Annotated in this window: 22 protein-coding genes; 4 read left to right on the top strand and 18 right to left on the bottom strand. The window is 38.8% G+C overall.

What is annotated here, in order from left to right:
• Positions 1-62 precede the first annotated feature (62 nt).
• Both OXPF_RS22335 and OXPF_RS04625 read right to left on the bottom strand, forming a co-directional pair.
• Positions 63-224, bottom strand: a complete 162-nt coding sequence (locus OXPF_RS22335; RefSeq protein WP_160317148.1) for a hypothetical protein — start codon at positions 222-224, stop codon at positions 63-65.
• Positions 217-735, bottom strand: coding sequence for a hypothetical protein (locus OXPF_RS04625; protein ID WP_160317147.1), 519 nt, complete (start codon positions 733-735; stop codon positions 217-219). The genes OXPF_RS22335 and OXPF_RS04625 overlap by 8 nt, the downstream gene beginning before the upstream one ends.
• On the opposite strand from OXPF_RS04625, the gene OXPF_RS04620 reads away from it, so the two are divergent.
• A complete protein-coding gene (locus tag OXPF_RS04620; RefSeq protein WP_054874033.1) occupies positions 712-1,839 on the top strand; it encodes a tetratricopeptide repeat protein in 1,128 nt (375 codons plus the stop codon). The two genes, OXPF_RS04625 and OXPF_RS04620, sit on opposite strands and share 24 nt — an antisense overlap.
• Positions 1,840-1,921: 82 nt before the next feature.
• Here OXPF_RS04620 and ppaX read toward each other — a convergent pair whose 3' ends face one another.
• From ppaX to OXPF_RS04555, 13 genes are all read right to left on the bottom strand, one after another.
• Positions 1,922-2,581, bottom strand: coding sequence for a pyrophosphatase PpaX (gene ppaX, locus OXPF_RS04615; RefSeq protein WP_054874032.1), 660 nt, complete (start codon positions 2,579-2,581; stop codon positions 1,922-1,924).
• Positions 2,582-2,797: 216 nt separating this feature from the next.
• Positions 2,798-3,523: a beta/alpha barrel domain-containing protein gene (locus OXPF_RS04610; RefSeq protein WP_083479693.1), complete on the bottom strand. Its 726-nt coding sequence runs from the start codon at positions 3,521-3,523 to the stop codon at positions 2,798-2,800.
• 14 nt (positions 3,524-3,537) lie between these two features.
• Positions 3,538-4,584 carry a homocitrate synthase/isopropylmalate synthase family protein gene (locus OXPF_RS04605; protein ID WP_054874031.1) on the bottom strand — a complete coding sequence of 349 codons (1,047 nt, stop codon included), beginning with the start codon at positions 4,582-4,584 and terminating at the stop codon, positions 3,538-3,540.
• Between the two features lie 36 nt (positions 4,585-4,620).
• Entirely contained in the window at positions 4,621-4,929 is a 309-nt protein-coding gene (locus OXPF_RS04600) for a 2Fe-2S ferredoxin (protein ID WP_054874030.1), read from the bottom strand.
• A 55-nt stretch (positions 4,930-4,984) separates the two neighbouring features.
• On the bottom strand, positions 4,985-7,612 hold the full coding sequence (gene nifB, locus OXPF_RS04595) for a nitrogenase cofactor biosynthesis protein NifB (protein WP_083479692.1): 2,628 nt from the start codon (positions 7,610-7,612) through the stop codon (positions 4,985-4,987).
• Complete coding sequence (nifE, locus tag OXPF_RS04590; protein ID WP_242854317.1) at positions 7,588-9,000, bottom strand: nitrogenase iron-molybdenum cofactor biosynthesis protein NifE; 1,413 nt, start codon at positions 8,998-9,000, stop codon at positions 7,588-7,590. Before nifE ends, nifB begins: the two co-directional genes overlap by 25 nt.
• A 298-nt stretch (positions 9,001-9,298) precedes the next feature.
• Positions 9,299-10,663: a nitrogenase molybdenum-iron protein subunit beta gene (gene nifK, locus OXPF_RS04585; RefSeq protein WP_054874028.1), complete on the bottom strand. Its 1,365-nt coding sequence runs from the start codon at positions 10,661-10,663 to the stop codon at positions 9,299-9,301.
• Positions 10,657-12,258, bottom strand: a complete 1,602-nt coding sequence (gene nifD / locus OXPF_RS04580; RefSeq protein ID WP_054874027.1) for a nitrogenase molybdenum-iron protein alpha chain — start codon at positions 12,256-12,258, stop codon at positions 10,657-10,659. Before nifD ends, nifK begins: the two co-directional genes overlap by 7 nt.
• 20 nt (positions 12,259-12,278) lie before the next feature.
• Positions 12,279-12,662, bottom strand: a complete 384-nt coding sequence (locus OXPF_RS04575; protein WP_054874026.1) for a P-II family nitrogen regulator — start codon at positions 12,660-12,662, stop codon at positions 12,279-12,281.
• 12 nt (positions 12,663-12,674) lie between these two features.
• A complete protein-coding gene (locus tag OXPF_RS04570) occupies positions 12,675-13,001 on the bottom strand; it encodes a P-II family nitrogen regulator (protein ID WP_054874025.1) in 327 nt (108 codons plus the stop codon).
• 21 nt (positions 13,002-13,022) lie between these two features.
• Complete coding sequence (nifH, locus tag OXPF_RS04565; protein WP_054874024.1) at positions 13,023-13,844, bottom strand: nitrogenase iron protein; 822 nt, start codon at positions 13,842-13,844, stop codon at positions 13,023-13,025.
• Between the two features lie 143 nt (positions 13,845-13,987).
• The gene (locus OXPF_RS04560) at positions 13,988-15,202 is read right to left on the bottom strand and encodes a PucR family transcriptional regulator (RefSeq protein WP_054874023.1); all 1,215 of its coding nucleotides are present in this window, start codon (positions 15,200-15,202) and stop codon (positions 13,988-13,990) included.
• Positions 15,203-15,466: 264 nt separating this feature from the next.
• The gene (locus OXPF_RS04555) at positions 15,467-15,835 is read right to left on the bottom strand and encodes a VOC family protein (protein ID WP_054874022.1); all 369 of its coding nucleotides are present in this window, start codon (positions 15,833-15,835) and stop codon (positions 15,467-15,469) included.
• Positions 15,836-15,961: 126 nt separating this feature from the next.
• On the opposite strand from OXPF_RS04555, the gene OXPF_RS04550 reads away from it, so the two are divergent.
• The 3 genes from OXPF_RS04550 to OXPF_RS04540 all read left to right on the top strand — a co-directional run bounded on the left by OXPF_RS04550 (position 15,962) and on the right by OXPF_RS04540 (position 18,796).
• Positions 15,962-16,696, top strand: a complete 735-nt coding sequence (locus OXPF_RS04550; protein WP_054874021.1) for an MBL fold metallo-hydrolase — start codon at positions 15,962-15,964, stop codon at positions 16,694-16,696.
• A gap of 62 nt (positions 16,697-16,758) precedes the next feature.
• Positions 16,759-17,850, top strand: a complete 1,092-nt coding sequence (gene mnmA, locus OXPF_RS04545; protein ID WP_054874020.1) for a tRNA 2-thiouridine(34) synthase MnmA — start codon at positions 16,759-16,761, stop codon at positions 17,848-17,850.
• 49 nt (positions 17,851-17,899) lie between these two features.
• Positions 17,900-18,796: a DMT family transporter gene (locus OXPF_RS04540; protein ID WP_054874019.1), complete on the top strand. Its 897-nt coding sequence runs from the start codon at positions 17,900-17,902 to the stop codon at positions 18,794-18,796.
• Positions 18,797-18,871: 75 nt separating this feature from the next.
• Here OXPF_RS04540 and OXPF_RS04535 read toward each other — a convergent pair whose 3' ends face one another.
• From OXPF_RS04535 to OXPF_RS04525, 3 genes are all read right to left on the bottom strand, one after another.
• The gene (locus tag OXPF_RS04535) at positions 18,872-20,251 is read right to left on the bottom strand and encodes a uroporphyrinogen decarboxylase family protein (protein WP_242854316.1); all 1,380 of its coding nucleotides are present in this window, start codon (positions 20,249-20,251) and stop codon (positions 18,872-18,874) included.
• Between the two features lie 59 nt (positions 20,252-20,310).
• Positions 20,311-20,946: a cobalamin B12-binding domain-containing protein gene (locus OXPF_RS04530; protein ID WP_054874017.1), complete on the bottom strand. Its 636-nt coding sequence runs from the start codon at positions 20,944-20,946 to the stop codon at positions 20,311-20,313.
• A 323-nt stretch (positions 20,947-21,269) separates the two neighbouring features.
• Positions 21,270-22,655: an MFS transporter gene (locus tag OXPF_RS04525; protein ID WP_201779667.1), complete on the bottom strand. Its 1,386-nt coding sequence runs from the start codon at positions 22,653-22,655 to the stop codon at positions 21,270-21,272.
• Between the last annotated feature and the right edge of the window lie 140 nt (positions 22,656-22,795).

Raw genomic sequence — 22,795 nt, 5'->3', positions numbered from 1 at the left:
TGGTTTTTGAACGTGAAGAATACCGGACGCCTGGGCCGTCCGGTATTCTAAAATATAGATTATTATTTAATATCAGCTTTCAAAAATAAATATGTGTTTTTCAGCGCCGCCGCATGTTTATATCCCAACCCGTCAGTCTGAGAGTAGTGCTCCAGCATATCTGCAATACCTCTACGGCAGGCTGCTGCCCGCAATGGTTTAATCCTCCGCTCCACATTATCCATTTTCAATATAATAATTACTGGTTACAAAAGCCTGATCATGGGTTAATAACAATTCCATGATTTTAAGCAGCTTTTCGATATTGCGAGTCATCATTTTAAAGCAATCCACAGTAAACGGAGTGCCGTATGCCACAGCGTTATATAGAGATTCAGATAGTTGAGGATCAATTTCAAGGGAATAGCCGTCCAAAACAGCCTCGATCATTCCATTACTCTCAATATCGACAGGGATAAAGCCATCCAATACAAAAGGCTTCTCAAAGGGTACTTTGGTATACTCGGTTTTCTTCCCGGCGGAACCGGCAATTCTTTGCAGCGCCGTCCAAGCAACAGGAAATCGCTGCGCAAGTTCACCGTAAAGGTCAAAATGATTATCTTCTCTTGCAACCTTAGAAAGCTCTTCAAAATTCAATTTGTTAAAATAAGAGATTGCTTTTCCTGTAACCGCCTTAACCTGGCTGTCTGACAATGCCGATGATAATCCTGTTTGCGCATAGTTATTACTCTGCACCGTCTCATTAGTAAAGCAATAAAAACAACAGTTATTATCATAATTTTAATTGCCATAGGTGTTCCCGTCTCGGTCTATGCTTACAATAAGTACAACTTTGATAAGTTTTACAATGAAGGCAAAACCCATATTGAAAATGAAAAATATGATGAAGCTATATCAGCTTATACATCTGCTCTTAAATATCAAAAAAAATCTGTCAATGAAGTAAATGAGCAAATAGGCTTAGCTGAAAATCTAAAAAATTCAAAAGCAATATATGAAACAGGACTCAAAGAATTAAATAATAAAAAATATAAAGAGGCAATTGCCGTCTTTGAGACCATAAAGGAAGAAGATAAAAAAAGATATGCATTATCTCAGGAAAAAATAGCTGAGTGCAGGAGTTTATATATTAATGATAATATAGACAGCGCAAAATCAGAGGCAGCAAACAAGAATTATACAGAGGGAATAAGTTTTCTGAATTTGGCCCTTGAAATGGACTCCCAAAATGAGCAAGCTTTAAGCTTAAAAACAGAATATATAAATCAATATATAAATGATAACGTTATATTAGCCAGAGAAAAAGCTTCATCCAATAAATATGAAGAGGCTATTAAATATTTAGACAAAGTCCTTGAATTTGCTCCTGATGCCGAAGAACCTTTGAAGCTTAAGGATAACTACAATAAAGCCATAGCAGAAGCAAAAGAAGCAGAAAAAGCCAAGAGTACCGCAACAAAAAATAGTAACAGCAAAAACAAGGAGCAAACTTCGGCTATAAAACAAGCTCATAGTATCTCGGATATGAAGAATGAATTCCAGAAATTAGGTTTTGTGTTTCAATCAGATACAGCCGCTTTGTATGAAAAAAATGGTATCGCAATAGGCTTATTAAATAGAGGTGACTGCTGGCAGCTTGCAACAAAAACTTGGGGCTACTATGAAGAATCCATATTTGAGGATTGTATGGCAATAGTTTTAGGAAGAGATCTTGCCTGGAATAACTTAATATATATCGATTATGCTTTGAGTATGCCAGACAGCACCCATGCTTCTTCAAATGTAAAAGCTTTTGTTAACGATGACAAGCTGATTGTCTATGTTTATATTCCTAAGTGATAATCAAGCCTTATTATGTACAATAAACTCATAATGAAGAATAAGTTTTTTCAAACAGACAAGGAAGGCTTTTGCCTTCCTTTTATACCGCTTCGATGTCTGATAAGTTTTCTTTAACAATATCAATTATATCGAGGGGTTTGTCTATTAAATAATCAGGCTTATATTTCATAAGCTCATCTAATGGAGATTCAGAGTATTTAACAGCACAGGTTAAGGTACCTGCATTCTTCCCGCATTGTATATCGAAACGGGAGTCCCCTACATATATGACATCCTCAGGTGATATATTCAAAATACCAAGGGCTTTATTTAAAGGTTCAGCATCCGGCTTGTGTTTTTCGGTATCATCAAAGGTTACTATCACATCCATAAATTCATATATATTAAACAGCTTTAATGCCCTTTCGGCGGTTTTTCTCATTTTTGATGTAACTATTCCCACCTTTATGCCCATGGCCTTTAATTCTTTAATTGTATCTTCCATTCCGACATATCTTTCTATCATCTCATCGTGAAAGGCCAAATTATGCTCCCTGTATACTTTTACGATATTGTCTGCTTCATCACCGCCAAAGCGCTTTGCAGTTTCTACAAGAGGTTCTCCAAAAGATGCGATAATCTCTTTATCTCCGGGATACCAGCCTAGAATCTTTTCCAAGGTATGCTTCCAGGATGATATTACCAAGTTATTTGTATTTATAACTGTTCCGTCCAAGTCATATAAAACTGCTTTAATCATATTTAAATCCTCCGAATTATATAAACTGAAATTTATAGACCACGATTATAACTAATTCATTATAGCATAAAATCTACAGAGCAAATTTCATGTTAAATTATTTCAAATGGCTGCGCCATTAAAAATAATTATATCATAAAGTGCCCTGAAAAAATAAGGTGGGATGAATTTTCATCCCACCTTATTTTCCCTGTCAGGCAGTTTAAATTACTTCAACTAAAGTTCAGCCATCAGTTTCGTAAATCCATAGTAATCGCAGTTTCCAGCTCTTTCTCCAATGCCTCCCAGGGTACAATCTATATATTCAGCACCTGCTGCTGCAGCTGCCGCGGAATTTGCTATGGCCATACCAAAATCGTTGTGAGCATGTATTTCTATATTTACATCAAATAATTGCTTTATCTTTTTAATTTCCGGGAATATCATAGAAGGTGTGGATATTCCCAGAGTATCAGCATACCTGATCATTTCAACCCCTTTGTTTTCACATAGGCTCAATATCTCAGCTATGAATATAAAATCTGCGCGGGTGGCATCTTCCATCCCCACAGAAACCTTAAAGCCTTCACGTTTTATAAACTCTATGCATTGACTGAGCTGTGAAATCACCCATCCCCTGCTTTTTCGAAGCTTTTGGATTATATGCATATCAGACGCGGGAGCAGATATATGGATAATATCAACGCCGCAATCCATTGAATGCCGTATATCCTCTATATTCAATCTGTTCCAGGCGGAAATTTTGCTGTTGAGCCCTAGCTTCATAATTTCCTTTATACTCTGCTTTTCTTCCCCGCCCATGGCAGGTATTCCAGCCTCTATTTGATAAATGCCCATGCTGTCCAAGTGTTTGGCTATTTTAATCTTTTCTTCAGCTTCATAGGCAATTCCGGCCTTCTGCTCACCGTCTCTTAATGTCGTATCCACAATTTTATACACCATTAAAACCACCTGCCTTATACCGCGCTGTTGTATTCTTCAATTATTTTAATGACATCCAAAAGCCGTATATCACCTTTTAGAGTTATGCTTTTCTCTCTTATCTTATCAAGTACCAGACGTATTTTATCGCTGTTTATAATATCCATATCCATTTCCTGAAGCTTGATAATCAAAGCTGCAGCACCTGAGTGCTTGCCAAGGACTATCTCTCTTTTCTTGCCTACCGTTTCAGGGAGATATGGCTCATATAAGGCCGGATTTTTATAAATACCATCCACATGAATGCCCGATTCACATTTAAAAATATCGCAGCCTAAAACAGGCTTTTGCTGGTGTATAAAGCTTCCTGTAATCTTTTGAAAGATGTGGGCAGCCTGGGGCAATATTTCTGTATCTGCTTCTATGTCTTTACCGTATATGACGATTGATGACATGATTAATTCTTCAAGTGCTGCCCACCCTCCACCCATACCTTTTCCGCAGAAGGAAGAAGTGACATAGTCCACCCCTGAGCCTATGCCTTCAATGCAGACAGCGCCGGCACAGTTAAAGGTATTTACCGGACTCAAATGAATTCTCTTCCGGAAGTTTTCCCTTATATATTCAAGGTGCTGCTTTACAAGATAAGGTGCCTGTTTGTAAAGCCCTTTCATCCTTATACAATCTATACTTGCTAAGTCAACATAATCATTGTTTTCTAAAATCATTACAGCATCTTTTAAGGTATTGCACTCTACCTCCAGTGTGGTAAATCCGTTAAAATACCGACAGTAATTGCTTTTCATAAATTCTTTGATGTTTTTTATATTAATTACTACATTTTCAAAACCATATTTACGGATTATTTTTACATCGTTAATATCCTCAGCTTTATATAAAAAGTCGGTCTTATCAGGAAATATATCAAAATAACCGACAGCACTTTTATCCAGTTCCTGAAAACCTGCGCCAACTGCTTCTATCATATGAGACAGGTTTTTTAAATCTTCCTTGTTTATATTAGCCGAAGACTTCAATATCTCTAATACGGTTCTGTCGATAATTTCAGTATTTTGAGGCAAGCTTCCCACCCCCATGCTTTTATAAACTATTAAAAACTATATAACAAGCCGTTCTACGGCATTTCCGTTTTCTATATGGCTTTCTACTATTTCTTCCACATCATCCGGGGTTACATTTCCGTACCAGGTGCCTTCAGGATAAATCACAATTATTGGTCCTTTATTGCATATTCCGAAGCATCCTGTGTTTGTTACCATAACCTCACTGCTTAAATCTCTTGAATCAATCTCTTCCATAAACTTTCCTACTATATCCACAGCATCTTTTGAAAAACAGAAACCTTTTTGCTGTCCGTTTACTCTGCAGCTGGTACAGACAAAAATGTGATATTTTGGAGATACCATAATAAATTCCTCCTTATAAATTAAGTTATTATATTTCAATAATAATTTCTTTTCTTCAGCAAGCCCTCATAAGCTCTACGGCCTTTTCTATTCCCTTGTTTATGCCTTCATACATCTGAAGTATCTTTATGCCCTTTTTCCCAAGCTTTTCCGTAGGTCCATGACCGGCTCTTAGGGCTAAAACCGCATTGCAGTCTTTTAAGGTATCTATTATTACTTCCATTTTATCTTCTTTATCATCGCACTCGGTATTTCCGCTGCAGTATTTGCCTATATCCCTCTTTTCAACAAAGCTTATTCTGCCTTGAGTAAATTCATAAATATAAAATTCTTCAGCATGGCCGAAATGCTGGTCAATATTTATTCCGCTCTTTGAAGCTATTGCAAATCTATAGGATACATTGCTTAACACTTCATCATCTTTCTTATTTGATGTATCTTTATCGGTATTGCAGCCATTGCATCTGAATTCAATGGACCTGTCCTGAGACAAAGTGCCTATGGCATCTGCCCTGCATTGCTTGCAGTGATACATCTGCTTTAAATCGACCTCACACTTCTTTCTCATGTCGTTAAGCTCCACCTGACTTACAAGGGGCATATTTTCGAATTTGCTGCCGGATGCCGGAATCATCTGCATTATATTTGTAATGAAGGCACCGCATTCCTTTACTTTTTTGACTACTTCAGGTATATGAGCATCATTCACACCTTTTACCATAACTATATTTACCTTGCATACAATGCCTTTAGATGCAAGATAAGTCAGTCCCGATAATTGGTTCTGAAGAAGTATTGAAGCACCCTCCTCACCTGTTAAGGTTCTTCCGAGATAATTTATTCTATTATATAGCCTAGCTCCGATTTCAGGATCCACGGCATTGATGGTAATTGTAACGTGGGTTATGCCTAAATCAATTAAGTCCTGACAATAGAATGGGAGCATAAGCCCGTTGGTCGACAGACAGAATGTAATTGAAGGATCCTCCTTTTTAATGAGCTCGATGGACCTTCTGGTCTCTTCATAGTTTGCCAGAGCATCTCCCGGGCCGGCTATGCCTAAAACCGTCAAATTAGGCACCTTTTTCTTTACGGCCTTGAATTTTTTAAGAGCTTCTTCGGGAGATAAAACTTCACTTGTGACCCCCGGCCTGCTCTCGTTTGGGCAATCATATTTCCTGCTGCAGTAATTGCAGGTTATATTGCAATTGGGAGCTACGGGAATGTGCATTCTGGCACAATCATGAGCTGACTTATCATAGCAGGGATGGCTCATGGTTTTTTCATTAATTGACTTTTCAGCTGTTTGCTTACTATCTTCTTTATAATAATTTTCGTACATCTCTTCCCTGTATGTCCTCTCTTTTCTTGAGAGGATGCTGTTTGCTGTTTCATCTATAAGGCTCATGGTGCCTGTATACCCTGTATAGCATTTTCTCTGGCCGCCTACCCTGTCATGTATGGGAAAGCCTACCCTGATAAGTTCAATCCCCTGTTTTTCTTCTATCCTTCTGCCGTCAGAATTTCCTATCATGATATTTGCCTTCAGCTCCAGTGCATATTTTTCAATGGTTTCAAAATCCGTATCATCAAGAATTACTGGTTCTTCATGGAGCATTTTGCTTAAATCATTAAAAAGGTGATTAAAGCTTTTATTTTCTGCCCCGCTTGCAATTAAAACAGGATTTATGCCGTTCTCCGCACATAATTGTGATATCGCATAGCATTGCTCCCCATCCCCGTAAACAACAGCTCTTCCTTCCCCGTTATATTTGTGGGAATCAATCATGGCATCTAAGAGCCTGCCCCTTTCTTTCAAGTATTTTTGAGGGATGGACTTTTTGCTCAGCATGGACAAAAGCTCGATAAACTCATCAGTGTTTCTCAACCCTGTGGGAATTGTGCATTTATATAACGGAACACCGAATTTATCCTTAAGATATTGTCCGGGGGAAAGACTGTCGTCAACAGTCATGCCCATTTCAATGGTAAATGCGGCGCCTCCCATGTCCCTTATGTCCGATACTTTACATCCTCCTTTAGGAACATGATTGTATTCATTGGTAAAGGGGGCGTCCAAGGTTTCGGATACGTCGGGAAGCAATATATAATCAACTGAAAAATCCTCCAGCATCCTTTTTATTTCTCTTATGTCCCCGGGATTCAAGTTTGCCGCTATGACATTTACCCTGTTATTTGGAAGGGTTTTAACCGCGAGGTTTTCAACTATGGAACGCAAGGCGCTGTAATACCCTTCAGACTGAGTACCGCCGTAACCAGGTGTGGACACGGGAATAATCTTTATTTTTTTAAGCTCGGGCTGTTCTTCATACATCTCTGCTACAATCCTTTTTATATCCTCACCTATGGTTTCGGCAAGACATGTTGTCATGACTCCTATGACCTCGGGCTTATATACCGAAACCACATTTTTTATACCTTTTTTAAGGTTTTCAGAACCTCCGTATATCGTACCTTTCTCACTCAAGGAAGTAGATGCAATATCTATTGGTTCATTGTAATGAGTTGCCATATGCCTTCTTATATAAGTGCTGCAGCCCTGGGAGCCGTGGAGTATGGTCATGGAATTCTCTATTCCCTTAAAGGCCATGACCCCGCCCATGGGCATACACATTTTGCATGGATTTACATTTAAATTTACAAAGCTTCTTGCCATAACCATTCACTCCCTTTCCTCTCGTTCTTTATGATGTTCCATACAGGGCTGTTGGCACTTTGATGTATCTCCCTGGCAAAATTCACCGCTCCTTCAAAACCGCACAAGGGATGTTTCCTCTCATGGTTGTGGTCACAAAAAGCCGCTCCCAATTTATATGCCAGAGGCCGCTCCTTTACCCCTCCAACCAGAATATCCACATCCTTTTCCTTCATGAATTTTTCAAGTTCATAAGGGTTGGTATCGTCTAAAACTACCGTACCTTCATCGGATATCTCTCTTATGATTTCATAATCTTCCGGCTTTCCTGTCTGGGTCCCTACAATTGCAGTGTTTATTCCAAGGTCGTTAAACTGCTTTATCAAGGATATAGCCTTAAAGCCTCCTCCAACATATATAGCCGCCTTTTTGCCTTTAAGCTTCATTCTAAAATAATCAAGGTCTTCTTTAACCTTCTTTTCTTCATTTTTGATTAAAAGAAGGGCTTTGTTATATGCATCTTTGTCCCCTAATGAATCTGCTATGGCTAAAAGGGACCGTTTTGTATCCTCCAGACCGAAAAAGCTTATTTTTATATAAGGAATTCCATATAACTCCTCCATTCTTTTTGCAAGGTAAACCATGGAACCTGCACACTGGACGATGTTAAGCCTTGCTTTGGGTGCGTTTTTAAGCTCCTCATAGCTTGAGTCTCCTGTGATTTTTGAAACTATATTTATGCCCATTTTCTTAAGGTATTCTGTTAATATCCATATTTCCCCTGAAAGATTAAAATCTCCGAGATAATTGATTCCATCAACCTTTCCTTTTTTCTCATTTCCGAACAGGGTAACCAAAGCTTCACAGGCTGCCTTGTATCCCATGGATTTGTGCCCGGCAAAGCCCGGTGATTTGACGGGAATTACTCTTATGCCGTATTTTTTCTCAGCCGTTCTGCATACGGCATCAACATCATCACCGATTACTCCCACTATACATGTGGAATATATAAATATTAATTTCGGAGAAAATTTTTCCATTATCTCATCGATGGCCGAGGCCAGTTTTTTCTCTCCTCCGAAAATTATATCCCTTTCTCTTAAATCCGTTGAAAAGCTGTTTCTGTAAACTTCCTCGCCGCTGCTTAGGCTGCCTCTTATATCCCATGTATAGCTGGCACACCCTATAGGCCCATGTACTATATGAAAAGCGTCGGTTATAGGATTTAAAACAACCCTGGCACCGCAGTATACACAGGCGCGCTGGCTTACAGAACCGGATACGCTCTCTTCATCACACATCACTGTGCCTTTTTTGCCATTTTTAGAATTAATAAAAATAAATTTTTCTCTTTCAGCGATGGGAACTGTATTGTTCATTGAGCAGCCTTTTGCTTCATCGCTTCCACATTTCATATAATCATCTCCTTGATTAATGTTAGGGGACACTCCTTCTCTTTTTGAGAAGAAGCTCTGGGAAGTCGAAGGAATGTCCCCAACTTATTAAACGACACATCTCCTTTTATTAGCACGAGTCTGGGGTAGGCTTAAGATATGTCCCCAACTTATTAAGGGACACTCTTTTTGTCCCTAACTTAATGCATAAGGACACACCCCTCCTTTTACTAACCTTCTTTGGTATTCAAAGGAATGTGAGAGGTATGTCCCTATGACTAATGGTATTATTATGGATTTCTATCTTTAGATTGCTTGCTTACATTACAAGTTCGAAGTCCTCCTCGGCACATTCGCGGTCCATCTTGTCTAATATGGCATTGGTTATCATCTCAACTAGCCTTATAGCTCCCATATAGCCTGTTGCCGGCAGATAGTGATGCGCATATCTGTCTAAGATTGGGAATCCGAATCTTACAAAGGGTACGTTTTCAGCCCTTGCTACGTATTTACCGTGTGTGTTTCCCATTAACAGATCCACCGGCTCATTTTTCATCCACTGATGGAGCTCAAACAAGTCTCCGGCATTTTTAACAGTGCTTCCCTTTACTCCTGCATTTTTGAGCATTTCTTCCACTTCGGCGTTGAAACCGTCTCCGGGAGTACCGGTCAGTACATATTTAGGAATCATTCCTAAGCTTAATACGAACTCTGTCATGGCGGTTACTGTATCCGGGTCTCCGAATATGGCGACTTTTTTATCATGGAGGTAGTGGTGTGAATCAAGCATCAAGTCAACCAGCTGCCCTCTTTCCTCTTCTATATAGTCAGGAATATCTTTACCTGTAAGCTTAGACAGTGCCATTAAGAACTGATCCGTTGCATCAATGCCTATGGGAGTTCTTAAAACGCTTAAAGGGACCTTGCATTTCTTTTCTAAGGATATGGCTCCTGCCGCTGATGCAAATTTTCCAAGGGCAAGGGTATGATAGGAATTTCCTGCATCAACTATTTCTTCAATCTTTGTGCCGCCTTTGGGATACATATTAAATTCACCGGTCATAGGAGAATCCAATACTCCGCTGGTGTCCGGAAGCATTATGAAGGATAAACCCATGGATAACAGCAGCCTTTTTATTTCTTTCATATCTCCCGGGCTTATAAAGCCGGGGATAACGGTGATTTTTCCATTAGGCTTGCCTGAATTTACCGACAGATAATCAACCATCCCTTTAACCATCCCCGAAAAACCTGTAATATGGGAGCCGACATAGCTTGGAGTGTTAGCATGAATAACAAACTTTCCTTCCGGAACTTCCGACTGCAGTATAATTGTCTTTAAATCGTCACCTATGGTTTCTGAAAGACAGGTTGTGTGTACTGCGATTATTTCAGGATCATATATTGTAAAAATATTTTTTATAGCTGTCTTTAAATTGCTACCTCCTCCGAATACCGAGGCGCCTTCTGTGAATGAGCTCGTGGAAGCCATTACAGGGTCCTTAAAATGCCTGGTAAGCTGCATCCTGTGATATGAACAGCACCCTTGTGAACCATGGCTGTGAGGAAGGCACTTGTGTATGCCTAAAGCTGCATACATGGCGCCTATTGGCTGACAGGTCTTTGCCGGGTTGATTCTAAGGGCACTTCTTTGTGATACTTCCTTTGGCGTTAAATTTAGCATGCTTCTCCCTCCTCTTCCAATGTACCTTCAATCATGGGTTCAGTTTTCCACGGAGGCGTTACATATTTCCATGCCGGCGTGTATACCCCTGCAGCCACATCCCTTGCAAAAACCAGCGCCCCTTTGAACCCTGCATAAGGACCGGAGTAATCATAGGAATGGAGCTGTTTTGACATTACACCCATTTTTTGAACCACATATTTATCCTTTATACCCGAGAAGAACATATCCGGCTTTAATATTTTTATAAATTCTTCGGTTTCATAATGGTTCAAGTCATCTATTATTACGGAATTTTTGTTCATTGCCTTGATAATACCGCCGTAATAGCTTAATGGTATTTCTTTTTTGAGCTTCTCATATCTTTCCTTGGATAGAATAACTCTGTAGTTTTTCTCATCCTTTTCCACCTTAATCTCTTCAATGTTCTTATTATCAGCGTCGGTTTTTATTGTAGATATTACTTCCCTGCCCTCATAGTCATCCCTGTGGGCAAATTCGTAACCGGAAATTATTGTTTCAACACCCAAATCCTTCAATAATTCCTGATAGTGGTGGGACCTGGAACCTCCTACATAAAGGAATGCCGTCCTTCCCTGAAGTTTCTCTTTATAATATTCCATCTGGCCTTCAATATCAGCCAGTTCTTCTTTAATGACTTCCTCGGTCTTTTCTATGAGCATATCGTCACCAAAGTAATTAGCAAGGTATCTTAAGGTTTCAATGGTGCTCTTTACACCTATGAAATTTGCCTTAATCCATGGGATACCGTATTTTGTCTCAATCATTTCTGCAATATAGTTAATTGACCTGTGGCACTGTACAAGGTTTACATCTGCTTTATGGGCATTCTTTATATCTTCATAGGAACCGTCGCCTGTCATTATGGCAATGATGTTATACCCTATTTTATCCAACACTCTTTTAATTTCCCAGCCGTCACCGCCTATGTTATATTCACCAAGAATATTGATGGAATATTTTTTAGGCTTCATATCTCCTATGCCTATAACATGCTTCATCAGGTTATTATTGGCTATGTGGTGGCCTGCTGACTGGCTGACGCCTTTATATCCTTCACAGCTGAAAGCCAAAACCTGTATGCCGTATAGCTTTTGGGCTTCGGCTGCCACAGCGTTTATATCATCACCTATAAGACCTACAGGACATGTGGCCGAAATTGTAATTGCCTTTGGATTGAATAGCTCCACAGCTTCTTTGATAGCCTGCCTTAATTTTTTTTCTCCTCCAAATACTATATCGCTTTCCTGCATATCCGTTGAAAAGCAGTATTCCAGGAAGTTTTTTTCGCCATCAATCACCTTGGCTTTATTTCTTCTTGTGCCCCAGGCATAATAAGAGCATCCTATGGGCCCGTGTACTATGTGAACCATGTCTTTTATAGGCCCCAATACAACGCCTTTGCAGCCTGCATAGCAGCATCCCCTATTTGTGATAATACCCGGTATGGTTCTGGTATTTGCAGTAATTTCCGGAACTTCATCTTCATTTTCCTTTATAATGATGTGCTCTTTCCTTGACTTAAAGACCTTAGCAGGATATTTTTCAAGAGCCCTTTCTACGACTTTTTTCATTAATTTCACCTCTCTTATTTTTACAATGCCAGTTCGTTTTTCTCGCCTGTTCTCACTCTTACTGCTTCTACAACATCTGTAACAAATATTTTTCCGTCTCCCGGGCTTCCTGTCCTGTTAACTTCAATCAGTGTATTCACAACTTTTGACACTTCATCATCCTTGACTATGATCGACACCATTCTTTTAGGAATAAGCCTGTGCATCTCGGAAAGCTCTGCCGCCAGTTTTGATGATTTGAACTCGTCTAGAACTATTACATCCTCCAGTATTGAAAAATCAACTTTTCTTTTTCCCCTGCCCATTACTTTTCTGCAGTTAAAGGAGGAAAATCCCTGCTTCATTAAAGCTTCCTTTGTTTTGTTTATCATGTTCATTCGGATTATAGCCATGACTTCCTTCATGTGCAATCCCTCCTACAGTCCTTTGCTTCCGGAGCTTATAGTATATGCCTCCAGTACTTCCGATACGAATATCTTACCGTCTCCAAAGGCTCCTTTTTCACCTGTTTTTGCATTTCTCATTATTATACTTAACACATCATCCTTTTCTTCGGTCTTTACAACCAGCATTATCATTTCTTTGGGAATCTCATCATAGTGAATATCCCCAACCTTCATACCTCTTTGCTTGCCTCTTCCTACCACATCCATTTTTGTTACTGCAGGAAAGCCTGCATCAGACAGTTCAGATAAGACATGGTCCACTTTTTCAGGTCTTATTATTGCTTTTATCATCAACATAAAATTCACTCCTTTTTAATATTAGGCATCCAGAATTCCATATTCCATCATGAGCTGTTCCAATCTATCCTGAACCATAGGCTTTGGAATTACAAACATATCGTTGCCGTCTATTGCCTTCGCAAGGTTTCTGTATTCATCGGCCTGAGTTTCTTCCGGAGCAAAATCGATAACCGTCTTTCTGTTTATTTCTGCTTTCTGTACTATATTGTCCCTAGGTACGAAGTGAATAAGCTGTGTGCCCAGTTCCTTTGCGAAAGCTTCCAAAAGCTCCCTTTCATTATCAACCTTTCTGCTGTTGCATATGATGCCGCCTAATCTTGTTCCTCCGGTATTAGCATATTTTGTAACACCCTTTGATATATTGTTGGCTGCATACATTGCCATCAATTCTCCCGATGCAACTATATATATCTCTCTTGCTTTGCCTTCACGTATGGGCATTGCAAATCCTCCGCATACAACGTCGCCCAATACGTCATAAAATACGTAGTCTAAGTCTTCTTCATATGCACCCAGCCTCTCAAGCATGTTTATTGAAGTTATGATACCTCTTCCTGCACATCCGACGCCCGGCTCGGGACCGCCTGATTCAACGCATTTTATATTGCCGAAACCGTTTTTAAGGATATATTCAAGCTCTATATCTTCTCCTTCGTCCCTTAATGTATCAAGAACCGTCTTTTGTGCAAGTCCTCCTAAAAGAAGCCTTGTTGAATCAGCTTTAGGATCACATCCTACTACCATTATCCTTTTACCCATCTCAGCAAGTCCTGCCGTAAGATTCTGAGTAGTCGTTGATTTGCCTATTCCACCTTTACCATAAATAGCTACCTGTCTCATAATACTGCCTCCTTTAAATAAAGTATTTTATTATTCATCTTCAATAAAAAAAGTGTGATAAAAATTATGTAACTAATTTATCACACTGAATCATCATTTTTGTATGTCCACGATATACAAAATAGAGGCTTTTAATTTGTTCATTAATTAATACCTAAGAATCTTTTTATTTTAAATGCCAGCCTTAATATAAACAACTGGTTAACGTTATCAAAGTTATATCCTAATATCTCCTGGATTTTTGCCAGCCTGTACTTTAGAGTATTCCTGTGAAGAAACATTTTCTTTGAGGTATTGGATATATTTTCATCCTCGTCCAAGTAAATTTCCAGGGTGGATAATAAGTCTGAATTATTGTTTTTGTCATATTTTATCAGAGGCTCTACGGCATCATAATATATACTTTTTAGTTCATCCGTATCCTGAATCTTGAAAAATAATCTGTATACACCAAGCTCTGCATAGCTTCTAACGGTATTTACCTTATTACAGGCTCTTATTATTTTAAGGCTTTTATTTGCTTCCATAATACTTCTTTTAAACTCATTCAAGCGGTTGCAGCAATTTCCTATACCTATGCTGACTGTAAAGCCTGAGATTTTCTTTGAAACCTCTTTGCATATATCCTCGCATATGCCCCGAACCTCAGCTTCACTTCCTGCCTCATCCAGAACAGGTATCATAAGCACAAAGGAATCGCTGTCAATAAAGTACAAAATTCTTTTGTTGAATCTTGTTGTCACTTCCTCTATTATCCGCATTACATTCCATTTTATCTTCATGATATCCGACTCATCCTCTATTTGTTTCTCAAACAAATAATTGGAGAATCCGTCGATATCAACAATGACACCCCTGTAAATCCATTTGGGGCGGTAACCAAAAAAAACCGCCATTTCAACAAGGTCTTCCGAATACCTGTCCAGCATAAGCCCCTTCATGAAATCGTTCATGGAATCCATTTTCTTTTTATCATCCATTATCCTCTGGCAAATGGCCTGGATGATGAACATTATATTGTTTTCATAAGGAGTTTCAAATATAGGAAACTGTAATTTATTTGCAAGCTCCAGCACTTCTTTCGGAAGCCTTTCGATATAAGGTCCTATTCTTATGACCATACCTGATGATTTTTTCTTATCCAGTTCGTCAATAATGTGCACTAGATCCTGTGTAATATCATTAAATCCCGCACCTGTCATAAAAACAAGTTCTCCCTCCATTACGCTCTCGTTTATGACGGGCAGTTCAAGGACATGTACCCAGGACAGCCTCCTGTCCAATCCGCTTTCACCAGCTAAAAGCCTGAAATTTTTTAATTGAGGTAGATTTAAAATGCTCCCGATTGTAATATGCATCTTTGCCTTTCACTCTCCTAAAAATAATGTGAAATAGTCAACTTCTTCCTCATCTGCATAGAGTAAAATGCGTTGTATAGGCTGCGTTTAAGCTGTTAATTTAAGTTAAAGCCATAAAATAAAAAAAACGCCTCAAAATTAGATTTTGAGACGTCTTTGCCTCTAAGTGTTGATTATATTAATATTATTAAGATATATTACCACACTGCAAGATTTATGTAAATAGAAATAAAAAAATTTACATTTTAGAATGATTAGTTGCTATTATCTTGTAGGCAATATCTCCAGCCAGTACCCATCCGGATCATTTATGAAATAAATGCCCATATCCTTGTTTTCAAAGCATATACAGCCCATCTTCTTATGATGCTCGTATGCTGCCTTTATATCATCCACTCTGAATGCTATGTGAAATTCATTATCCCCAAGGTCATATGGCTCTTTCCTGTCCTTAAGCCAAGTCAATTCCATTGTATGATGGCTATGACCGTCTCCTATAAATACTAGAGTGAAATCTCCGCTTTCAGGGCTTATTCTCCTTACTTCAGTCAACCCTAAAGCTTCTTTATAAAAAGCCAGGCTTTTATCCAAATTAAGAACATTTATATTGTTATGCTCAAATCTGAATTCCATGTTAATCTCCTTCCAAATTCTTTTATTTAATTATATACTAAAATGTATAATTATATCAAAGGCTGTGGGAATATTTTATTAATGATTCTTGAATTTGTATATAATATTTGTAAGGTGGTATACATTATGAAAAAGAAAAACATAAAAATCTATTACCTATATAACAGCGGCTTTACTGTTGAAACGGAAAATTGCTTTCTTATTTTTGATTATTTCAAGGACTCGGTGTTAAAGGGAGAAAAAAGTATTTCAAATGGTGCCATAGGAGAAGATGACTTAAGGATTGATAAAAAAATATTTGTTTTTTCATCTCACAGCCATGCTGACCATTTTAACAAAGTAATATTAAAGTGGCAGAATATAAGGCCGGATATTACCTATATATTAAGCAGTGATATAAAATTGGGCTATGCAAAAGAAAATATAAAATACCTATCTCCCTATGAAGAGATAAACCTTGGTGATATAATTATAAAAGCTTACGGTTCAACGGATATAGGGGTATCCTTTTATATATTGGCTGACGGAGTTTCCATATTCCATTCCGGTGACTTAAATTGGTGGTATTGGTGGGATGATACCCCCGAAGAAATAGAAAAGGCGGAAAAGGCATTTAAGGAAGAGATTGAAAAAATCAAGGGAAATAAAATAGACATAGCCTTTTTCCCGGTGGACCCAAGATTAGAACACAATTATTCAAAGGGCGGGGAATATTTTATTAAGGAAATTACACCTTCATATTTTATACCCATGCATTTTGGAGTCACATATGAAATAACGGAAAAATTCGCACATTTGATGAAGGACTCCCCGGTAAAGGTACTGAAATTATCCAGGAGAGGCCAGGAAATGATATTATAAAATTTAAATTTCCTGGACATTTTCCGATTATACAGGCTTATGATAAGATTGGAGATGAATTTATGATAAAAAGCCCAAAGGATGCAAAAGTTGTGGTGGGTATGTCCGGGGGGGTAGACTCCTCTGTCGCCGCTCTTGTTTTAAAGGAACAGGGCTATGACGTAATGGGCATATTCATGAAAAACTGGGATGAAAAGGATGAATTCGGATACTGCACCGCAGCTGAAGATTATGAAGATGTAAGGGCAGTTTGCGACCAAATCGGCATACCCTGTTATACCGTAAACTTTGAAAAAGAATATTGGGACAGAGTGTTCACATATTTTCTTGATGAGTATAAAAAGGGCCGCACACCCAATCCTGATGTAATGTGCAATAAAGAGATTAAATTCAAGGCCTTTTTGGAGCATGCGTTAAAATTAGGTGCAGATTACCTCGCCACAGGACATTATGCACAGATTGATTTTAAGGATGATGAATACCGGCTCCTTCGCGGTGTTGATTCAAATAAGGACCAGACATATTTTTTATGTACCTTAGGACAAAATCAGCTGTCTAAAACATTGTTTCCCATAGGTCACCTTACAAAGCCTGAGGTTCGTGAAATAGCCCTCAGGGCCAATCTTAAAACTGCAAAAAAGAAGGACAGCACCGGCGTATGTTTCATAGGCGAGAGGGATTTTAAAGAATTTTTAAGCCACTACCTTCCTGCCAAAGGCGGGGATATCAAAACCCTAGCCGGGGATGTCGTAGGCCATCACGACGGCCTTATGTACTATACATTAGGCCAGAGAAAAGGGCTGGGTATCGGCGGCTCAGGAACGGGGGAACCTTGGTTTGTTGTGGATAAGGACCTTGAAAAAAATATACTCTACGTCGTTCAGGGGGATCAACCTTCTTTATATTGCAAAGGCCTTGAAGCCGCTGATCTGCACTTTGTAAGTGGCAGACAGCAAAATCAGGAATTTCATTGCACTGCAAAATTCAGATACAGGCAAAAGGATCAGGGAGTAACTGTATTTTTAAAGCCTGATAATGCCTGTGAAGTGGTTTTTGACAATCCCCAAAAAGCCATAACCCCTGGCCAGGCAGTAGTCTTTTATAAGGATGAGGTATGCATGGGGGGTGGAATAATCAACAGACAGATAAAATAAAGTTTCTTAAAAAGCTTAAATACTGTGACAATAAGGAGTTGGATAGCAAATGAACAAGTATCGTGTCTGGCTGCTGCTGGTTTTATGTAATTTATTCTGGGCAGGTAATTATGTATTGGGAAAATATATTGTGGCAGAGATGACACCCCTCTGGCTGACATTTTCCCGCTGGTTTATAGCCTCACTCTTATTGCTTATAATTGCATATTTTACTGAAAAACCAAGTTTCAGCGCAATAAAAAAAGAGTGGTTTTTACTTTTAATCATGGGCGTTTTAGGAGTGATATGTTATAATCTTATACTTTATTCTGCCTTAGACTATACATCCTCAACAAATGCCTCTATGATAAATTCATTAAACCCGGGAATTATGGCGGTATTTTCGGTGATTTTCTTGAAAGAAAAATTTTCTCCCCTTCAGGCTTCAGGAGTAGCTGTTTCTTTAATAGGCGTATTTGTAATACTCACTCAAGGCAATTTAGATAAAATATTTGAAATAAACTATAATAGGGGAGACCTATTGATGCTCCTTGCGATTTCAATATGGACAGCCTACTCCGTTATAGTAAAAAAGCTGAAATTTGTTCCTCCTATAACTGCAACGGCTGTGTCCTCCCTATTTGCCGTTATTATACTTTCTCCCTTTGCCATAGCGGAGGGTATTGATTTTACAAAGATAAGCTCAACTGCTATTTTAGGAATTATCTTTTTAATATTCTTTCCCTCGGTATGCTCATTTATATTCTGGAATATTTCAATACGTGAAATAGGTGCCAGTAAAGCCGGAGTATTTTTAAACTTAATACCCGTTTTCACTGTAATAATAACATTATTTTTAGGACAGGACCTTTCAATGTCTCAAATTATCGGCGGCCTTTTAGTTTTTGCCGGGGTATATGTTACGACAGGTGCACTGGATAAAAAATTGGTAAATAAGGGACAATAAGAACTACCCAAAAGGTAGTTGTAAAATGATAAGGGACAGCTCATCTTAAAATGGGCTGCCCCTTTTTCTTTATTCTTAGACCAGCAAGTTCAGGTAGAATCTGAACATTTCATCATCATAGCCCTGGAAATTTGCCTTTGCGAATTCAGGAGTGTAAGGATATTTTCCCTTGAATTCTTCCCAATCAAAAATATATTTTGATTTAACAGGCGCAGGCTCCAATTTGAAGCCTTCGCTGTTTAACGGTGTTCCAAAGCTTTCTCCCGCATTTTCATATACCGCATAATCGCGTACAAATTCAGCTAAGGCGATATAATTTTCCATATTGATATCTTTGTACACAAGAGCACCTTTATCAAAGCCGAATAAATATCCGCCGCCGGGCATCATGATATCAAGTATCTCTTTTGCTTTATCAATAACCTGCTGTTTTGTTCCTGTCTTTATTAAATTAATAGGATACAAACCTGATATGATATATTTCTTACCAAGCTTATCTTTTATAGTCTGAGGATCACCATATTCAAAACGCAAAATTGTGCCTGCAGGCAATTCAGTCAAAAGGTCTAAATATCTCATCCAGTCATGCTCGCAGAATGCATTGACACGTGCTCCTGCCGCTGCCAGCTGTTCCACCATCTTTTTGTATGTGGGAAGCCATACGTCAACGACATCTTTTTCCCTCATAAATGTAGGCATATGCAATGGCGTCGAAACAATTCCCTGAGGAGACGGTTTAGCGGGCATAGCATATTTTAACATCAGAGGGTACAGTGCTTCACAAGCTTCTTTAACTTTGTTTCTGTTCCTTCTTATATCCTTTGAAATTCCTGAAAAACTTCTTAACTGGTCAGCCAGGAAATCATAAGGAGCTGCTCCAAAGCCTGCTGATCCTCTTGGCGGTCCCGGGTAATACCCTTTTTCTTCCGTAGCTTTTTGAACAATTGCTCCTATTGCCGCTGCATTGTCCCTTAAAGCAGCCTGAGCCATGGGTATAACCTTTGATGTAGACGCCGTGTTATTTGAATCAAGAGCTTTATATTGTCTGGGGATTACCCTTTCCAGCAAGCAGGCATATGGGTCTTCAATGAGAGCGTCATAATCTTCCTCCAGCATGCCCACAACCTCGGGATGCTGCATTAATCCGCTGCCGCCCATAACAAATGACTGAGAACCTAATATTTGATAAAAAGAAGGTATTCTGGTGGCAACTCCGGCTCCTGCTAATGGGCTTACATCGGAATACAATTCGTTTGTTACCTTTTCATGAGCTTCGGCTAGCTGCGAATAATCAAACTGTACATTAAAAATATTCTTTCCGCTGTATTCAGCCAGCATATTAAGAGACATTCTCATAGCGTCTACCGGCAATCTTTTAGGCAATTTGTTGTTGTAGAAATCATCATATAACGATATTCTTTCTTCCTGAAGCTTCTTTACTTCGTTATTATCCATCATTACCCTCCTATTTTACTTTACATCCACTGTCATAAAAAATTCTGTGCTCTTGATTATTAAACCCAACCCTGGCAAATTTTAACGCCTTCAGCTGCGTTAGTTGTGAATGCATCTGCTCCTATCTGTGCGCATGCTTCCTTTGTAACAGGGTTTCCACCGATTATAATCTTAACACTGTCTCTTAATCCTGCTTCTTTAAGAGCATCTACAGTATCCTTCATGGCTTCAAGTGCAAGCGTTAATACTCCGCTCATACCAACTGCCACAGGTTTTACTTCTTTTACTTTTTCAACAAATGCGCTGGCAGGCTGGTCTATGCCGAGGTCAATAACTTCAAAGCCTGCTGCTTCACACATGCTCTTGAATATGTTCTTGCCTATGTCATGTAAATCTCCGGCAACTGTTCCAAGTACTATTGTACCGGATTTTGCAGCACTTCCGCTTCCCAATACAGGTTTTAAAGTGTTTATTGCATTTGTCAAAAGCTCTCCTGCAAAAATAAGGTCACCTACGAAGTATTCTCCTTTTTCATACAGATCACCTACAATTGACATACCGCTCTGGCAAGCTGCTACCACTTTTTGAGCATCCTCTTCCGATGGATTTGAAGCCACAAATTCATTCAGCACCTCAAGCACCTTTTCTTCATCCAATTCTCCTACTGATGTTGTCAAAGCTTTTAAGTCGACCATTATTATTACCTCCTTTTATTACTTTATAGTTAAATAAAATACCCCACCCCCTTTAAACGGAAGTTTAGTATGTTATTTTTATATGGATACGTTTTAAGGGTAAGTTTAATTCCTGATCTGATAAATATTAGAATAGAATGCTGGAATGCAAGTTGTCCAATTTAAAAACAAAAGTTTGGAATTTATGATTTGAGTCTAACTAATACAGCAACTGAATTATTAAAGGTTTTTTAATAATTCAGTTTTTTTTTGCATTATTATGTCGTTATCATTTTACACAAAAAGAATACCATCTTTTGTAAGTATTGTCAACGCATTTTACATTACAGATCTTGCCCTGACCTGTTTATTTTCCCCCTGGCAACGGAAGCAAATATACCTGCTATGCACAATACCGTGAGTATAGAAAAGGTGACTTTGACTGCACCTATAAAAGCCGTCTGATTGCTTGCATTTATTGATTCATTTCCCATATATAGAGCCATTATGAGAGATGTAATTCCCAGGCTGAAGGTTTGGCCTACAGTTCTGGCAGCCCCTAATATTCCCGAAGCAACTCCGTAATATCTCTTTTCCACAGAGCTCATTACCGCATTTGTATTTGGTGATGAAAAAAGGGCAAATCCAAAGCCTAAGGTTAATAAACCCGCAACTATATATATAACGGAAGTACCTTGGGATAAAAATATAAAGAATGCCAGCCCGGCTGCGGTTATAGCCATGCCTATGGACGCAACCTTTTGAGGTTCTATCCTGTCGGATATTCTTCCGGCAACAGGAGAGAACAGGGCCATTACAACAGGCTGTGCCATAAGGATTAAGCCTGCCTGAGTGGGGTCCAATACCTTTATATATTGAAGGTAAAGGCTCAAGAGATAGCTCAAGGCAGAAGTAGCGCTGTAATTAATCAATGCTGCCAACGAAGAAAAGGTTAATATTCTGTTTTCTTTGAGCAAGTTCATATCCATTATGGGGTGTTCAACCTTAGTTTCAAAATTATAAAATACTATAAGTGCAATAAAGCCTATAACCATAAGAATAATACCTGATAATGACCTTATAAGTGAAAAACCGCACACAATACCAAACAGCGCTATACCATAAATAGCCGCACCCTTGTAATCGAAGCTCTCATCCGTTGCTTCTGCCCATTCCTGCTTTAAATTTAAAAGCAGCACAACAACAATTATCAGTAAAACCACAGTGATTATAAAAATACTTCTCCAGCCCAAATACTCCGTCAGTAATCCTCCCAAAAAAGGTCCTGTAGATAAACCGGCATAAGTCATTGCAACATTTAAGCCTAAAACCTTGCCTCTTTCTCCCGGCGGGTATACGGAAGTCAATATAGAAACAACGGTCACCGATACGGTAGCCCCGCTTATGCCCTGCAGCACCCTGGCTATAATAAGCATTGCAGAATTAAAGGTAAGCCCGCATAACGCCGATGAAATGCTGAGTCCAATCATACCCCATAAAAGAAGCTTTTTTCTGCCAAGTATATCTGCCAGCCTCCCGAAGGGAAATACAAATATTGCCGTTGCCAGGGAATAAGACAGTGAAATCCAGCTTAAGGCAACTGTACTCATGGATAATTCTTTGCTGATGGAAGGTAATGCTACGTTTACACTTGACATCATGAAAGGTACGACAAATGCTCCAAGAGTTGCGATAAATAATACGATTTTTTTGTTTTGATCATTGTTCAACTTAAATTCCCTCCATTCTATAGTTTGCAATGAAAATATTAAGGGGAAAAAGCCTTCAAAACCCAGTCACCTTTGATAGTTTGGGATACAAAGAGAAGACTTTCTCCGCCTTTAAATGCAAATTACTTAAAACTTTATTA

The sequence above is a fragment of the Oxobacter pfennigii genome (assembly GCF_001317355.1).
Lineage (GTDB): Bacteria > Bacillota > Clostridia > Clostridiales > Oxobacteraceae > Oxobacter > Oxobacter pfennigii.
The sequence above is the reverse complement of the archived record's forward strand: the minus strand, read 5'-3'. Positions and strand labels throughout refer to the sequence as shown.

Bases quoted from the DNA above. Each gene is read 5' to 3' on its own strand.
- OXPF_RS22335 (WP_160317148.1), bottom strand. From the start codon at position 224: ATGGATAATGTGGAGCGGAGGATTAAACCATTGCGGGCAGCAGCCTGC.
- ppaX (WP_054874032.1), bottom strand. From the start codon at position 2,581: ATGATTAAAGCAGTTTTATATGACTTGGACGGAACAGTTATAAATACA.
- OXPF_RS04610 (WP_083479693.1), bottom strand. From the start codon at position 3,523: ATGGTGTATAAAATTGTGGATACGACATTAAGAGACGGTGAGCAGAAG.
- OXPF_RS04600 (WP_054874030.1), bottom strand. From the start codon at position 4,929: ATGGTATCTCCAAAATATCACATTTTTGTCTGTACCAGCTGCAGAGTA.
- nifB (WP_083479692.1), bottom strand. From the start codon at position 7,612: ATGGTTATGGCAAGAAGCTTTGTAAATTTAAATGTAAATCCATGCAAA.
- nifE (WP_242854317.1), bottom strand. From the start codon at position 9,000: ATGAAATGTGGAAGCGATGAAGCAAAAGGCTGCTCAATGAACAATACA.
- nifK (WP_054874028.1), bottom strand. From the start codon at position 10,663: ATGCTAAATTTAACGCCAAAGGAAGTATCACAAAGAAGTGCCCTTAGA.
- nifD (WP_054874027.1), bottom strand. From the start codon at position 12,258: ATGAAAAAAGTCGTAGAAAGGGCTCTTGAAAAATATCCTGCTAAGGTC.
- OXPF_RS04575 (WP_054874026.1), bottom strand. From the start codon at position 12,662: ATGAAGGAAGTCATGGCTATAATCCGAATGAACATGATAAACAAAACA.
- OXPF_RS04570 (WP_054874025.1), bottom strand. From the start codon at position 13,001: ATGTTGATGATAAAAGCAATAATAAGACCTGAAAAAGTGGACCATGTC.
- nifH (WP_054874024.1), bottom strand. From the start codon at position 13,844: ATGAGACAGGTAGCTATTTATGGTAAAGGTGGAATAGGCAAATCAACG.
- OXPF_RS04560 (WP_054874023.1), bottom strand. From the start codon at position 15,202: ATGCATATTACAATCGGGAGCATTTTAAATCTACCTCAATTAAAAAAT.
- OXPF_RS04555 (WP_054874022.1), bottom strand. From the start codon at position 15,835: ATGGAATTCAGATTTGAGCATAACAATATAAATGTTCTTAATTTGGAT.
- OXPF_RS04550 (WP_054874021.1), top strand. From the start codon at position 15,962: ATGAAAAAGAAAAACATAAAAATCTATTACCTATATAACAGCGGCTTT.
- mnmA (WP_054874020.1), top strand. From the start codon at position 16,759: ATGATAAAAAGCCCAAAGGATGCAAAAGTTGTGGTGGGTATGTCCGGG.
- OXPF_RS04540 (WP_054874019.1), top strand. From the start codon at position 17,900: ATGAACAAGTATCGTGTCTGGCTGCTGCTGGTTTTATGTAATTTATTC.
- OXPF_RS04535 (WP_242854316.1), bottom strand. From the start codon at position 20,251: ATGGATAATAACGAAGTAAAGAAGCTTCAGGAAGAAAGAATATCGTTA.
- OXPF_RS04530 (WP_054874017.1), bottom strand. From the start codon at position 20,946: ATGGTCGACTTAAAAGCTTTGACAACATCAGTAGGAGAATTGGATGAA.